Here is a 14,705-nt window from a genome sequence, read left to right as displayed (position 1 = left end):
GGAGAGTATGATAAGATTGATGGGCAAAGGAGTTTTCATGATGGACGAGAAAATTGTAAAACAGCTTGCAGGAGATCTGAAGATCAGCGAGAAGCAGGTCACGACGGTGCTCAGCCTTCTGGAAGAAGGAAATACGGTTCCGTTTATTGCCCGCTACCGCAGAGAGCAGACTGGTGGTCTGGATGAAGAGCAGATTCTTGCGATTGATAAGCAGTACCGCTATGAAGTGAACCTGGCAGAGCGCAAGGAAGCAGTCCTTGCACTGATCGAGCAGCAGGGCAAGCTGACAGATGAGATCCGTGATTCCATCCAGGCCTGCACGAAGCTTTCCCAGGTTGAGGATCTCTATAAGCCTTATAAGCAGAAAAAGAAGACCAGAGCCGGCATTGCGATCAAGAACGGACTGCAGCCGCTTGCCGACTGGATGCTGTCGCTGCCGGAGAGCGGAGATCTGAAAGCCGAAGCAVAGAAGTATCTCAATGAAGAAGTGAAGACGGCAGAAGATGCGATCCAGGGAGCAGAGGACATCATCGCTGAAAATGTCAGCGATAATGCGAAGCTCCGCTGGTCGTTCAAGGATACGATTGCCAAGACCGGCGTTCTGGTCACCAAGCTGAAGAAGGGTGCCCAGGATGAGAAGCATGTCTATGAGATGTACTACGATCGTTCTGAGAAGATCACGACGATTGCGGATCATCGCATCATGGCAATTGACCGCGCAGAGAAAGAGAAAGTCATCACAGTGACGTTCTCCTATGATATGGAAGCACTGGAACAGCAGGCATTCCGGACTTATGAGAAGGGCCAGAATAACGTTGTTCAGGCAGAACTGGAAAAGGCCATCAAAGATGGCTGCGAGCGTCTTCTGTTCCCGTCAATCGAGAATGAGATCAGAAACGATCTGAGCGATCGCGCGCATAAGAGCTCGATTGAAGTATTCTCCATGAATCTGGAGAAGCTTCTGCTGCAGGCGCCGCTGAAGGGCAGAGTCGTGCTCGGCTTTGACCCTGGTTTCTACAATGGCTGCAAGCTTGCGGTCATCGATGAGACCGGACATATGCTGGACAACGTCATCATCTATCCGTTCAAGGGCAAGACCGATAATCCGGAAGCCATTGCAAGAGCAGATGCGAAGCTATTGGAGCTCATCAATAAGTATCATGTCCAGATCATCGCCATCGGAAATGGAACGGCCAGCAGAGAGAGCGAGAAGCTGATCTCCGATCTGATTCATGACAACAATCTGAAGGTACAGTATGCCATCGTCTCGGAAGCAGGTGCTTCGGTCTGGTCTGCCCAGGAAGGTGCGAGAGAAGAATTCCCGGATCTCGATACCGAGTCCCGTTCGGCAGTATCCATTGCAAGACGTCTGCTGGATCCGCTGGCCGAGCTGATCAAGATCGATCCGAAGGCAATCGGAGTCGGTCAGTACCAGCATGATCTTCCGGAGAAGGATCTGACTGAGCGTCTGGATGAAGTGGTCATGAAGGCAGTCAACCGCACCGGCGCGGATGTGAATACTGCTTCGAAGGAACTCCTGACGCATATTTCCGGACTCAATGCCGGCATTGCCAAGGAAATCGTCAATTACCGCAATGAGAACGGCAGATTCACGAACCGTAATCAGCTCAAGGAAGTCAAGAAACTCGGCCCGAAGGCATTCCAGCAGTGCGCAGGCTTCTTACGCGTCGTGGGCGGTGATGAACCGCTCGATGAGACCAGCATTCATCCGGAGTCTTATGATGCGGCCCGCAAAGTCATGCAGGCATGCGGAATCACGACCCTCGGAACTCCGGATGCGCAGTTCCCGGAAGATAAGGTCAGCACGCTCGGCATCGATCCGTATACGCTGAAGGATATCGAAGAAGCCATCCGCCAGCCGCTGCGCGATTACCGCGATCAGTTTGAAACCGCATTGCTGAGAAGCGATGTGCTGGAACTCAAGGATCTGAAGGTCGGCGATCAGCTCAGCGGAACGGTCCGCAATGTAGTAGACTTCGGCGCCTTCGTGGATATCGGTCTGCATGAAGATGGACTGGTTCATATCTCCCACATGTCGATGAAACGGATCTCGCATCCGAGTGAAGTCGTATCCGTCGGCGATATCGTCACGGTTTATGTCTACGGCATTGATGAGGCTAAGGGCAGAGTGCAGCTCAGCCTGCTGCCACCGGAGCAGATTGAAGCTAGGGATGCGGCAAACCGCAATGCATGGAAGAATCGCAAGAAGAGCCGGAATCGTCCGGAATTCGCTCAGCGCAAGCCGGAGCCGAAGAAGCCAGTCACCATGGAAGACGCAACCGCAAGGCTGTTAGAGCGGTTCGGAAACAAGCACTGATTCCTGCATGCATACTGGATTGTGTGAAGTATCCCATAATCCTTGCATTCTGAAAGGAAAGTGAGTACTATGCTAATAAGCAGAAACGATCAGCAAGATCATTGAGCAGTACCGCAAGGTATCATGAAAATGTTTTTGTGTTTGACTGTCTGCTTATTGTCCTCGGGTGATGGGTGATGAGTAACTAAGCCCAGTGACAGTAAAAAACGTCTGATCTCGTTTGAGGTCAGACATTTTTTGTGAACGTCATCTGAATCAGATCCGGCAGAGCCTGCTCGAAGTTCACGCCGTAGCGGTTATGATCAGGTTCCTGAAGCGTGCAGGCGATGCTTTTCTGAACGAAGCTGCAGGCAATCTGCATGGCTTCCGGAAGCTTCTTTCCTCTGCACAGAGCTCCGAGGAACGTGCTTGCCCAGAGATCGCCGGTCCCATGGAACTGCTGAGGTTCTTTTTCGGTCATCGCTTCATGGAACGTATTATCAGTACGGGAATAGGCAATGGAGCCGATCTTTCCGATCTCCGTGCTGATGCCGGTCAGCACGGCGGTGGAACAGCCGAGGTCCGCAAGCTTTCTCAGCATGGACTGCAGCTCTTCGTCAGAGAAGGATTCCTGATAGGGAATGCCCAGCAGCAGACAGGCTTCCGTCAGATTCGGGCAGATAATCGAAGCTTTGCGGCAGAGCTGTTTCATCTGCTGCACGAAGTCCATCGAAAAGCCTCGATACAGCTTTCCGTGGTCTGCCATGCATGGATCCACGAGAATCAGAGCGTCTTTCCCGAACTGGTCGAAGAGATCCATGGCATAGCTGATCTGCTTTGCGGAACCAAGATACCCGGTATAGATTGCCGAGAACGTGAAGTGTTCTTCGTTCCATGCATGAAGAATCGCAGGAATCTGATCCGTCAGATCGCAGAATGAGACATGCTTGAACATCGTATGGGAAGAAAGAACTGCCGTCGGCAGCACCGCCGTTTCCAGTCCCATGGCAGACAATACCGGCAGAGCAGCCGTCAAGGAGCACTTGCCGATGCAGGAAATATCCTGCATGGTCACGATCCGTTTCATGCCTGAGGCTCCTTTCCGGAATCAATGCGTTTCAGCCATTTTCCCCGGTAAAGCCGGATCAGGAACAGAACACCGCGGAAGCAGAGTTCTGTTGCCATCGCATACCAGACACCCGGAAGGCCGAGGGATTTTGACAGAATAGAAGCTAGCGTGATGCGCACGCCCCAGATCGAGACGAGGTTCAGAATGCCTGGCACTGCCGTATCTCCCGCTCCGCGCAATGCGCCGGTTGCGACGATCGATGCCGCAAACAGCGGTTCGGCATGAAGCTCGATGCGCAGGACTCTTGCCCCGAGTTCCTGGACTTCTTTGACCGGAGTGAGAAAGGAAAACACATACGGACAGAGATCGTACATGAGCAGACCAGAGCATGTCATCAGCGCGATGCCGCTGAACGTTGTCAGCCAGGCAAAGCTCTTGGCAAGATCCTTGCGGTCCGCGCCAAGGGCCTGACCGACCAGGGTCGTGGCGGCGGAGCCGATCCCATAGCCTGGCATGTAGCAGAAGGATTCTGCGGTGACCGCAAAGGAATTGGCAGCGATTGAGATCGTTCCTAACGGAGCGACGATGCGGGTGGAGAATACCTGTGCAGCTGAGAGGGCTGCCTGTTCCATGCCCATCGGGATCGCGATGGCTGCCGCTTCTTTGAGAACCGGCTTCTGAAGCTTCCAGCTGCCTTTATGGTGTTTCAGGCTGAGAACCGGGGAATGGAAGACGGCCGCAATGACCATCAGGATGCCGGCAAAGACATACGAGAATGCAGTGCCGTAGGCTGCTCCCGCCACCCCCAGACCTGCACCCGGAACCGTGATGCCGCAAATTGTCAGGGAAGGAAAGATCAGGAAGTAGTTGAAGACCACGTCGCTGGCACATAAGAGAATCGACAGGAAGCTCGGAGTCTTCATGTCGCCGGAACACTGCAGCATGCTCTGGCAGAGAAAATAGAGTTCTCTGACCGGCAGGAATAATGCATAGATGCGGAAATAGGCAGTTGCGTCTGCCCAGATCGAAGGATCTGCGCCGAGCCATTCCGGCAGGTGGAAGGAAATAGCGAAGGCGATGGCAAGCAGACCGCTGGAGATAAGAAAGGTGACAATCAGGGACTGGCGGAATACGGATCTGGCATGTTCGGCATCTCCGGCTCCGATTGCATGGGCGACCTGCACGGAGAAGCCGTAGGCAGAAGCGTTGATCAGTCCGCCGATCAGCCAGGTGCTGCTTGCGACCAGACCGATTGAAGCACTTGCTTCGGCGCCGAGGCTTCCGACCATGGCGGAATCGATATACTGCATGACGATTTCCGAGATCATGGCAAGGATGGCAGGGAGGCTCAGCTTTGCGACAATCAGAAGCTTTTCAGAAAGAGAGATTTCCTGGTGCTCGCGCATGCGGGCTGCGAGGTCGATCGATTTGCTCATGAGAAATATTATATCTTCTGTTCAGAATGCTGGGAAAGGCGGAATCAGAGAATACGAATCCAAAGATCTGCAGTCTGCGGCAGGAGCGATCGGTGCTATATAATAGAGAAAGTAAAGATAATACGGCCAGTTCTCGTAATTTAACGCGATTTTAACATCTGTTCTTTACTATGAACTTGCGTGACTGAGGTGATAGGATATGCAGAAAAATATTTATCTGGAAGGTTATACCCAGAATCGTGAGATTTCCTGGCTGCGTTTTGATGACCGCTGCCTGATGGAAGCGAAGGATCCAGCGGTGCCTTTACTGGAGAGGATGAAGTTCATTTCGATCTTTTCTTCGAACCTGGATGAGTTCTTTTCAGTCCGGGTCGGAAGTCTGACGGAACTGAATCAGGTTCATCCGGATCAGATTGATAACAAGACGGGCTGGAATGCCGAGACGCAGCTCAAGAAGATCTATGCCTATTCGGGCAAGCTGTGCCGCAAGCGGGAAACCGTCTATCAGGATCTCAAGCAGAAGATGAAAGAGGCTGGCATCGAGGATCTTTCGATGTCGGACTGGACGGAAGATGATACGGTCTGGCTCAAGAAGTTCTTCCACAGCTATGTGGAACCGATTCTTGGTGCGCAGATCGTCGATACGAGACATCCGCTTCCGCAGCTGCAGTCCGGAGTGGTCTATGCGGCCGGCATCATGAAATGGAAGGGGTCCCAGGCATATGCGATGGTTTCCGTTCCTTCTTCGCTGCCGAAGATCGTTCAGATTCCTTCGATGGATGGAAGCGTCCGGTTTGCCCACATGGAAGATGTCGTGCTTGCCAATATGGAATCCGTGTTCCGGGGTGCAGCGATCAAGGATCGCTTCAAGTTCTATGTGATCCGCAATGCGGATGTCAGCGTGGATGATGATACGTTTGATGATCAGTTTGAGGACTACCGGGAACTGATGTCGGACATGCTGAAGAAGCGGCGGAAGATGGATATGGTGAGAGTGGAAGTCTCGGATATTCCTTCAGCACCGATCCGGAAGTATCTGTTCCGCCAGCTGAAGATCACGGATTCGATGGTCTATCGGTCCGAGATGCCGCTGGATCGCAAGTATATGTTCCAGATTGCAGATTTCCTCCCGGAAGAGAAGAAGAAAAAGTTCCTGTATCCGGAATATACGCCGAAGCTGAGTCCTGCGTTTGATTATCAGCAGAATCTGTTTGATCAGGTTCTGAAGAAGGATGTGCTGCTTTCCTATCCGTATGAGTCGATGGATCCGTTCCTGCTGCTGGTGAGAGAAGCGGCGAATGATCCGAAGGTCGCTTCAATCAAGATCACGATCTACCGGCTGGCCAAGCGGGCAAGGCTTGTCGATTACCTGTGCCTGGCGGCAGAGAATGGCAAGGAAGTAGATGTGCTGATCGAGCTGAAGGCAAGATTCGATGAGCAGAACAATATCGACTATTCCGAGAAACTGCAGGACGCAGGCTGCACCGTATTGTATGGGTTCACGGACTACAAAGTTCATTCCAAGATCTGCCTGATCACGAGACTGAAAGAAGAGAAACCGGAACATGTCGTGCTGATCGCAACCGGAAACTTCAATGAGAATACGGCGAAGAGCTATACCGATCTTGCTTATCTGACAGCCCGGAAGGATCTCATCAGGGATGCGGTCATGTTCTTCCAGAATATGATGATCGGAAGACTGGATGGCCATTACCGGCATCTGCTTGTTTCGCCGGTATCACTCAAGAGCGGGCTGCTGAATCTGATTGATGAAGAAATTGCCAAGGGATCGAAGGGACAGATCACGATCAAGCAGAACTCCATCACTGATGAAGATCTGATTGCCCGCCTGCAGAAGGCAAGCGAAGCCGGCGTGCAGGTGCGCATGATCGTGCGCGGCATCTGCTGCATCCTTCCGGAGGTTCCGGGAAAGACGGAGAATCTGACTGTGAGATCGATTGTCGGAAGATACCTGGAACATTCCAGAATCTACCGCTTCGGCTCGGGCAGGAATGAGAAGATGTATATCTCTTCGGCAGATATGATGACGCGCAATACGGAACACCGGGTTGAGATCGCAACGCCGATCATGGATGCTTCGATCCGCAAGCGGATTGATGATTATCTGGACCTGTGCTTCCGGGATAATACGAAGGCAAGACGGATGACAAAAGATGGCAAATACCATCATGTCCATGATCATATGCCGCCGCTGAATTCCCAGGAAGAGATGATGCGGCTGACGAAGGCGTCTGATCAGACAGTTCCGTCAATGCGTCCGGCTCATGCGGCAATGTGCGGAAAGATCTTTGATACGCAGTACAGGCCGTCTGAAGAAGAACCAAAAGAGAAGAAAGTGAAGAAAGAGAAGAAGAAAAAGAAATCATGATTGAGATTGCGGTGAAATGCAGAGGCCTTGATGGCCTGCATCTGACATACCAGAAGCCGGTTCTTTTCGAAGAGATCGTGAAGGCGGTGCAGCCGCAGGCTCCGTACAGGATCTACGGCGTGCGGTTCTGCCATCAGCTCAGGCATATGAAGGAAACAGCGGATCAGTCCGGCGTTCTGGAGGTGCTTGATCTGAGAGATCCGGAAGGGAATATGATCTATCAATCGTCTCTGACTTTTCTGTATCTCAAGGCAATTCATGATCTGTTCGGAAGCGATGCAGATGCGATCGTAAAGAACTCTCTCTCCAAGGGACTGTTCACAACGATCCGGGCAAAGCAGCTTGGCAGGGATACGGCTGATCGGATTGAAATTCGCATGCAGGAACTCGCCGATATGGCACTGCCGATCACGCGGATTCCTGAAACCAGAGAGAATCTTCTGAAGAAGAGTGACTTCCGGAAAGACCAGAAGAAACTTCTGGAGACTGCGCCAGATCTGAAGGAACTCTATCTGTACCGGCTTGGCGAACAGGAAGAGCTGTTCTATGAACCATTAGTCCCGGATACGTCTTATCTGACTTTATTTGAAGTGCGCCGGTATATGAACGGGTTCCTGCTGCGGTTCCCGCATCCGTCTGATCCCGATGACATTCCGCCGTTTGAAGAACAGAAACTTCTTTATGAAGCATTCTCGGAAGAAACCCACTGGAACCGCCTGACGGGCATTGAATATGCCTCGGACCTGAATACGGCCGTGAAAGAAGGAAAGGCCCAGGATCTGATTCTGCTGAATGAAGCCCTGCATGAGAAGCGCATTGCAGAAATCGCTTCCCGGATCAAAGAACAGGGAAGCCGTCTGATTCTGATCGCCGGTCCTTCTTCTTCCGGAAAGACGAGTTTTGCCAAACGCCTGCAGATCCAGCTGCGTGTGCTCGGGCTGAAGCCGCTGTATCTCGGTACGGATGATTACTATGAAGAGCGGAAGAATATTCCGCTGAAAAAAGATGGAACCAGAGACCTGGAAGGACTGGATGCGCTGGATCTGAACCTGTTCAATGAACAGATGGACAGCCTGCTCAGCGGGAAGAAGACGGATATTCCGGTCTATGATTTCGTGACCGGAACGAAGAAGTTCGGAACCAGGATCACGTCAATCGAAAGCAGTCAGCCGATCATCATGGAAGGACTGCACTGCCTGAATCCGGACCTGACCAGCGGAATCCAGAATGATGTGAAGTTCCGGATCTATATCAGCCCGCTGACTCAGATCAATATCGATGAGCATAACCGCATTCCGACTACCGATGCGAGAATGCTGAGAAGAATTGTCCGCGATGCGCAGTTCCGCGGCGAGAGTGCAGCGGAGACGATGCAGAGATGGCCCAGTGTCAGGGCTGGCGAGGATCGCAATATCTTCCCATTCTGCCAGGAAGCAGATGTGTTTTTCAACAGTGCGCTGATCTATGAACTGCCGGTTCTGAAGCACTATGCAGAACCGCAGTTACGGGAAGTGACAGAAGATCAGGCCGTCTATCCGGAAGCAGTCCGGATGCTGAGGTTCCTGAGTTTCTTTGAGGAACTGAAAGATGATCAGGCGATTCCGAACAACTCGATCATGAGAGAATTCATCGGCGGATCAATTCTGGTACACTGATGGAGTGAAATGGATTCTGGTCATACTTCTGATGATACAGACAATCCTGCCGGTCCATGCGGAAGGCGGATCGTTTTCTGCTGTCTTCAGCGATCCCGGAAAGCTCGAACAGGCTTCTGAATCCTATGCATATCAGGATCTGGATCATGCGGTCATCGATGTCTGGCGGGACGATCTTTCGTCTGCGAAAATTGCCGTGACCGCAGAAGCAGGAATGACGATCTCGGCCTCCGTTTCTGCCTTCAGCAGGAAAAATGGCGAAGTGCTTTCTGCAGATTCCGTCTCGATCGGATGGCTGGCAGATACGGAAGCAAGTCTTGGAACCAGGGAAGGTTCGCCTTCGATTTTGGCCCCGGACCGGGTCACTGCTGAGACGGAGAAGATATTCTCTGCGGGCGAGACAGGATATCTCTGGATCACGGTGCGGACGGATTGCGATACGGATGAAGGAACCTATGATGGAACGATTGTGCTTCGCAATGGTACTTCTGAAGAAACATGCAGGCTCAGGATCCGGGTATCGTCTCTGGTCAATGAAGAGAACTTCTCTCTGGATCTCTGGCAGTATCCGTATGCATCCCTGCGCTATTATCAGATTCTGAACCATGAAGAAGCGTTCTCAGCAGCGCATCAGAATGTGCTGAGGCAGACTCTGCGTGCATACTATGATGCTGGCGGCAGGACAATCACTGCTTCGATTCTGGATGAACCTTGGAGTCATCAGACTTATGATGATTATCCCGGCATGGTCCGCTGGAGCAGAAATGCAGAGAATCAGATTGTGTATGACTATTCCGCGTTTGATGCGTGGGTTTCACTCTGCATGGAAGAGGGGATTGATAAGCGAATCGAGTGCTTCACGATCCTGCCATGGAATAACAAGATCACCGTGCATCATGAGGATGGAACCGCAGAGGGAATCACTGCCATTCCGGGAACTGATGAATATACCTGGATCTGGTCGGCATTCCTGCGTGATTTCATTGCCCATCTCGAAGAGAAGGGCTGGAAAGACAAGACTGTCATCGCGATGGATGAACGCGATCCTGCCATGGTGCAGGCAGCCATTCAGGTCATTCTGTCGGTGACGGGAAGCGACGGGAAGCCGCTTGGCATCTCTGACTCCATCAATTCTCTGATGGAAGATGTCTCGTTCTATGATGACATCGATATCCTGTCGGTGAGCCTTGGATGTTTCTCTGACTCCGCTCTGATCAGCGAACAGATCAGCCATCGCAAAGCATTCGGCAAAGAAACGATTCTCTACAACTGCTCCGGAAATTATCCGAATGCGTTTGCATTTTCAAAACCGGAAGAATCACTGTGGGTCATGTACTATGCGGCAGCACTCGACTTTGATGGATATATGCGCTGGGCTCTGGATGCGTGGAATGAAGACCCTCTCTCTTCTGCAGACTATATGCCGCTGGAATCGGGAGATACGTTCCTGCTGTATCCGGGAGAGAAAGATGGAAATGGCATGGATCTTTCGGAGTCCGTTCGGTTTTTGATGATTGCACAGGGTATCCGCAATGCCAGGAAGGCACTGTATCTGAAGGAACATCTGGAAGAGAAAGAGCTGTTTGCGGAAGGACTGGAGTCCATCCGCAGAGCTGCTGGTTCCTATCATGCGCACGGAGCGATGACGGCGGCAGATGGTTCTTCTGAAATCATCTCTTCGGAAGCATCCCGCATGCAGGAACTGATCCGTCTTGGTACGATACTCATGGAACGGGAAGCTGCAGGAAGCGATCCTGGATTATATGTCCTGCGGCTGAAGAAGATAGCAGAACAGTAAGGAGAAGAATCGTTATGCTGAAAATCGGAACAGAAGCACCGGATTTCACACTGCCGGATCAGAACGGCACCATGCACAAGCTCAGCGACTACCGCGGGAAGAAGGTCATCCTGTATTTTTATCCGAAGGATAATACGTCCGGATGCACGAAAGAAGCCTGCGGGTTTGCAGAGCGCTATCCGCAGTTTCAGGAAAAGGATGCCGTGATTCTAGGAGTGTCCAAGGACAGCGTGGCATCGCATAAGAAGTTCGAGCAGAATTATCAGCTTCCGTTTACCCTGCTTTCTGATGAGAACAAGGAAGTGCTTCAGAAGTATGAGGTATGGAAGGAAAAGAACATGTACGGAAGAAAGACCATGGGGGTCGTGCGATCCACGTATCTCATTGATGAGAACGGCATCATCGTGAAAGCCATGGAGAAAGTCAAGGCGGCAGACAATCCGCAGCAGATGCTGGAGGCACTGTGATCGTCATCCTTTCGCCTGCCAAGAAGATGGTGGAAACCGGAGACGATTTCCAGCCGGAGCAGATGCCGGAGTTTCTGGAAGACACCATGAGGCTGAGAAAGGCATTATGCTCTCTTTCAGAAGCAGAGAGAAAGAAGCTCTGGAACTGCAGCGATGCATTAGCAGAGAAAGCAGAACAGCTGCTGAAGAATGATCCGTCGCATCCGCAATCCGCGGCAGTATTTTCGTATTCCGGGCTGGCGTATCAGCATCTTTCGGCTTCGTCGATGGATGATGATATGCTTGCATGGATCAGGACTCATCTCAGAATCCTGTCGGGTTTCTACGGCATTCTGAGACCGTATGATGGAGTGGTTCCCTACCGGCTTGAGATGCAGGCGCAGCTTGCCTGCGGCAATGCCGGGGATCTGTATGAGTTCTGGAGTGACCGTCTCTATCAGACGATCAAAGACGAGCAGATCTTTAATCTTGCCTCAGAAGAATACAGCAGAGCAATCCTGCCGTATGCGAAGAAGGGACAGGTCATCACCATCACGTTCCTGCAGGAACATCACGGGAAACTGGTTACGAAGGGATCCTATGCCAAGATGGCAAGAGGAGACATGACCAGGTGGATGGCCGAGCAGAACGTGAGCGAGCCGGAGGAACTCCGGAAATTCAATCTGCATTATTCCTATTCCGAGGATCTTTCGGGTGCAGAAGAATATGTATTTATCCAGAAGCAGAAAGAATCAGGAAAGGACTGGGAGTAAAACCGGTCATACTGCTTGCGGAGTACTTGTTTCAATGTTATGAATATAGCGTGTCAGGGGTGACACGAGAAAGAAGGAGAACTTTTCATGAAATACAGATGCACAGTTTGCGGTCACATTTATGATGAGGAAAAAGAAGGAGTAAAGTTCGCTGATCTGCCTGAGACATGGGTATGCCCGATCTGCAAGCAGCCGAAGTCCAAGTTCGAACCGGTTGAGGAAACCGAAGAGCTGACCTGGGCAAGCGAACACAAGGTCGGCATTGCCAGCGATGTTCCGGAAGAGATCAAGGAACAGCTCCGTGCAGAATTCCAGGGCGAGTGCTCTGAAGTCGGCATGTATCTGGCAATGAGCCGTGCAGCAATGCGCGAAGGTCTGCCGGAGGTCGGCATGTACTATCGCCAGGCTGCGTTCGAAGAGGCTGATCACGCTTCCCGCTATGCAGAGATGCTCGGTGAAGTTGTTTCCGACAGCACGAAGAAGAACCTCGAAGCACGTGTCATGGCAGAGAACGGAGCAACTGCTGGCAAGACTGCTCTTGCCAAGAAGTGCAAGGAACTGAACCTTGATGCGCTTCATGATTCCATTCACGAGATGGCTCGTGATGAAGCACGTCATGGCAAGGCATTCAAGGGCCTGCTGGACCGCTACTTCAAAGACTGAACATCGTATTACTGATCATATTTCCTGCATGGAAGCATCAGCTTAGCAAAGGCTGGTGCTTTTTTCTGCCTTCGTGAGATGCAGGCGCGGCAGCGTAAGATGCACGAAGGCGGGAATGATGGAAGGTTACAATGTCAGAAAGAACAGGGGTATCTGAATGGGTACCCTGCGAGGGGCAGAGAGCAGATGAAAACCAGGAACAGACGTCTCTGGATGGCAGCGTATACAGTGATAGCAGTGTTTCTGCTGGTACTCTGGACGGCAATTCAGGTTCATGGAAACCGCCGCAGGGCAGAACACGCTTCTGAACTGCTGATGGCACAGGCAGAGAAGATCATACAGACAAACGAAGAAGAAGAGAAAATTCTGACCGAGTCTCTGAAAGAGAACTACATGACCAGGGCAGAAGCGGTGGCGTATATCCTGGATCATGGCGGAGGAACGGAGGATCTTGAGGAAATTGCTTCGCTCATGAAGGTGGATGAGATCCATATCTTCGACGAGACGGGCACGATTATTTCCGGAACGCATCCGGAATTCTATGGGTTCAGCTTCGATTCGGGAGAACAGATCGGCTATTTCAAGCCGATGCTGGAAGATCAGGAACTCACCATGTGCCAGGATGTCATGCCGAATACGGCTGATGGCAGGCAGATGATGTATGCCATGTGCTGGAACAGCACGGGCGAGTATATGGTCCAGGTCGGAATCAATCCGGTTCGGCTGCTGGAAGAACTGCGGGCAAATGAGATTCCGGAAGTAATTGCCGGGATGACTCATTATGAAGGAACGGCGCTGATTGTCGCGTCTATGGAGGGCACGATTCTCGGGGCAACGGATAGTTCCATGGAAGGCATGACGCTTGCAGAGGCAGGGATTGACCCTTCCCGGACGGATCATTTCAATACCTCTTTCACTGCAGAGGTAAATGGCCGCAGATGCTATTGCAACGTGCAGATGAGCGGAGATTATATCATCGCAGTGGCACAGGAAGTGAGCATGGTGAATGAAGATCTTCCTGCTTCGCTGATGATGCTGGTGATTTACCTTGCTGGCGCAGGAATCCTGATCCTGGTTCTTGTCGGGGTGATGAACAGGCGGATCAGACATGCACATGCGGAGGCTACCACAGATGTCATGACCGGTTTCCTGAACCGCAGAGCATATGCAGAAGCGATGAAGCGCGAGCAGCTGAATACGGATCCTCTCAAGGTCTATGCATTCATCGATATCAATGGTCTGAAACGGGTCAATGATACACTGGGACATGATGCTGGAGATGAACTGATCATCGCAGCGGCGCAGTGCATGCAGAAGTGTATGGGCCCGTATGGTGACCTTTACCGGATCGGCGGGGATGAATTTGCTGCATTGCTGAGAGCGGATGCAGAGCTTGAAAAGCAGATCCGGGAAGAGTTCCATCAGGAAGTGAGCAGCTGGCAAGGAAAGCTGTCAGATCGTCTTTCCGTATCGTGCGGCTGTGCTTCCAGAGCAGTTTATGTCGGTGCTTCAATTCAGGATCTTGAGCGGTATGCAGAAGAAGAGATGTATGAAGCAAAGAAGCGGTATTATCGGGAGAACAGCCGGGAAGACCGCCGGAAAGAAACAACTGGAAAGTCTGGAATGGAAACAGGGGTCGGGTTCTGAGAATCCGGTCCTTTTCACAAAATGTCATTCGGTAGAAGCCACGCCCCTTCACGGGGCGGTTTTACGTTGTTTAGCCCTGATTCTCAATATAGTGTTCAATGGTTTCCTGAAATACCTGTCCTATCGATGCAGCAAAATAGCCATCTGACCATAACGTTTTTTCTTTCCAGTAATGTTTTTTCAGCATATGCCCATGATTTTTCCACGCCTGATATACCAGTGATGTTCGATGCAAGCATCAAACATGTATTGCTTAACGTCAGTTCTGAACGTGCCGAACAGTAAGGCTTTGCAATACTTTGTCGCAAAGATCAGATGTACCATGAGCAGATTCTTGTTATGCCGTCGGTGCTGATAAATGTTATTCATATGCTTACCTTCTCACTATAAATATTATAAAATATTTATATAGTGAAATCGTGTTCTCACGAAAAGGAGCAGGTCCAACATGCAGATAGGCGAAACGATTAAAGTACGTCTGACTTCTGAGAGTGGCACTAATCTGCTGTTTT

11 protein-coding genes are annotated in these 14,705 nt (G+C 51.3%); 8 read left to right on the top strand and 3 right to left on the bottom strand.

Annotated elements, in window-relative coordinates; genetic code table 11:
- The first annotated feature begins 40 nt into the window (after positions 1–40).
- Entirely contained in the window at positions 41–2,338 is a 2,298-nt protein-coding gene (locus tag FYJ51_RS06570; protein ID WP_154504441.1) for a Tex family protein, read from the top strand.
- Positions 2,339–2,564: 226 nt separating this feature from the next.
- On the opposite strand, the gene FYJ51_RS06565 is transcribed toward FYJ51_RS06570, so the two are convergent.
- Together FYJ51_RS06565 and FYJ51_RS06560 are read right to left on the bottom strand one after the other, a co-directional pair.
- The gene (locus tag FYJ51_RS06565; protein WP_154504363.1) at positions 2,565–3,404 is read right to left on the bottom strand and encodes a pyridoxamine kinase; all 840 of its coding nucleotides are present in this window, start codon (positions 3,402–3,404) and stop codon (positions 2,565–2,567) included.
- Entirely contained in the window at positions 3,401–4,822 is a 1,422-nt protein-coding gene (locus FYJ51_RS06560) for an MATE family efflux transporter (RefSeq protein WP_154504361.1), read from the bottom strand. Before FYJ51_RS06560 ends, FYJ51_RS06565 begins: the two co-directional genes overlap by 4 nt.
- A 199-nt stretch (positions 4,823–5,021) precedes the next feature.
- Here FYJ51_RS06560 and ppk1 point away from each other — a divergent pair, with 199 nt between their 5' ends.
- The 7 genes from ppk1 (at position 5,022) to FYJ51_RS06525 (ending at position 14,193) form a co-directional block, all read left to right on the top strand.
- Positions 5,022–7,211, top strand: a complete 2,190-nt coding sequence (gene ppk1 / locus FYJ51_RS06555) for a polyphosphate kinase 1 (protein WP_105302553.1) — start codon at positions 5,022–5,024, stop codon at positions 7,209–7,211.
- Entirely contained in the window at positions 7,208–8,866 is a 1,659-nt protein-coding gene (locus FYJ51_RS06550; RefSeq protein WP_154504359.1) for a nucleoside kinase, read from the top strand. Before ppk1 ends, FYJ51_RS06550 begins: the two co-directional genes overlap by 4 nt.
- 31 nt (positions 8,867–8,897) lie before the next feature.
- A complete protein-coding gene (locus FYJ51_RS06545; protein ID WP_154504357.1) occupies positions 8,898–10,664 on the top strand; it encodes a DUF4091 domain-containing protein in 1,767 nt (588 codons plus the stop codon).
- Between the two features lie 14 nt (positions 10,665–10,678).
- Positions 10,679–11,131, top strand: coding sequence for a thioredoxin-dependent thiol peroxidase (gene bcp, locus FYJ51_RS06540; RefSeq protein ID WP_105302556.1), 453 nt, complete (start codon positions 10,679–10,681; stop codon positions 11,129–11,131).
- Positions 11,128–11,883, top strand: coding sequence for a peroxide stress protein YaaA (gene yaaA, locus FYJ51_RS06535; protein ID WP_105302557.1), 756 nt, complete (start codon positions 11,128–11,130; stop codon positions 11,881–11,883). The genes bcp and yaaA overlap by 4 nt, the downstream gene beginning before the upstream one ends.
- 87 nt (positions 11,884–11,970) lie before the next feature.
- Positions 11,971–12,546, top strand: coding sequence for a ferritin family protein (locus FYJ51_RS06530; protein ID WP_105302558.1), 576 nt, complete (start codon positions 11,971–11,973; stop codon positions 12,544–12,546).
- Between the two features lie 186 nt (positions 12,547–12,732).
- Positions 12,733–14,193 carry a GGDEF domain-containing protein gene (locus FYJ51_RS06525; RefSeq protein ID WP_205946222.1) on the top strand — a complete coding sequence of 487 codons (1,461 nt, stop codon included), beginning with the start codon at positions 12,733–12,735 and terminating at the stop codon, positions 14,191–14,193.
- A 70-nt stretch (positions 14,194–14,263) separates the two neighbouring features.
- Here FYJ51_RS06525 and FYJ51_RS06520 read toward each other — a convergent pair whose 3' ends face one another.
- Positions 14,264–14,428 carry a transposase gene (locus FYJ51_RS06520; RefSeq protein WP_154504353.1) on the bottom strand — a complete coding sequence of 55 codons (165 nt, stop codon included), beginning with the start codon at positions 14,426–14,428 and terminating at the stop codon, positions 14,264–14,266.
- Positions 14,429–14,705 lie beyond the last annotated feature (277 nt).

Origin of the sequence: Stecheria intestinalis (assembly GCF_009696165.1) — a bacterium.
Classification (GTDB): domain Bacteria; phylum Bacillota_I; class Bacilli_A; order Erysipelotrichales; family Erysipelotrichaceae; genus Bulleidia; species Bulleidia intestinalis.
Note: the sequence above shows the minus strand (reverse complement) of the source record. Positions and strands in the feature narration are given on the sequence as shown.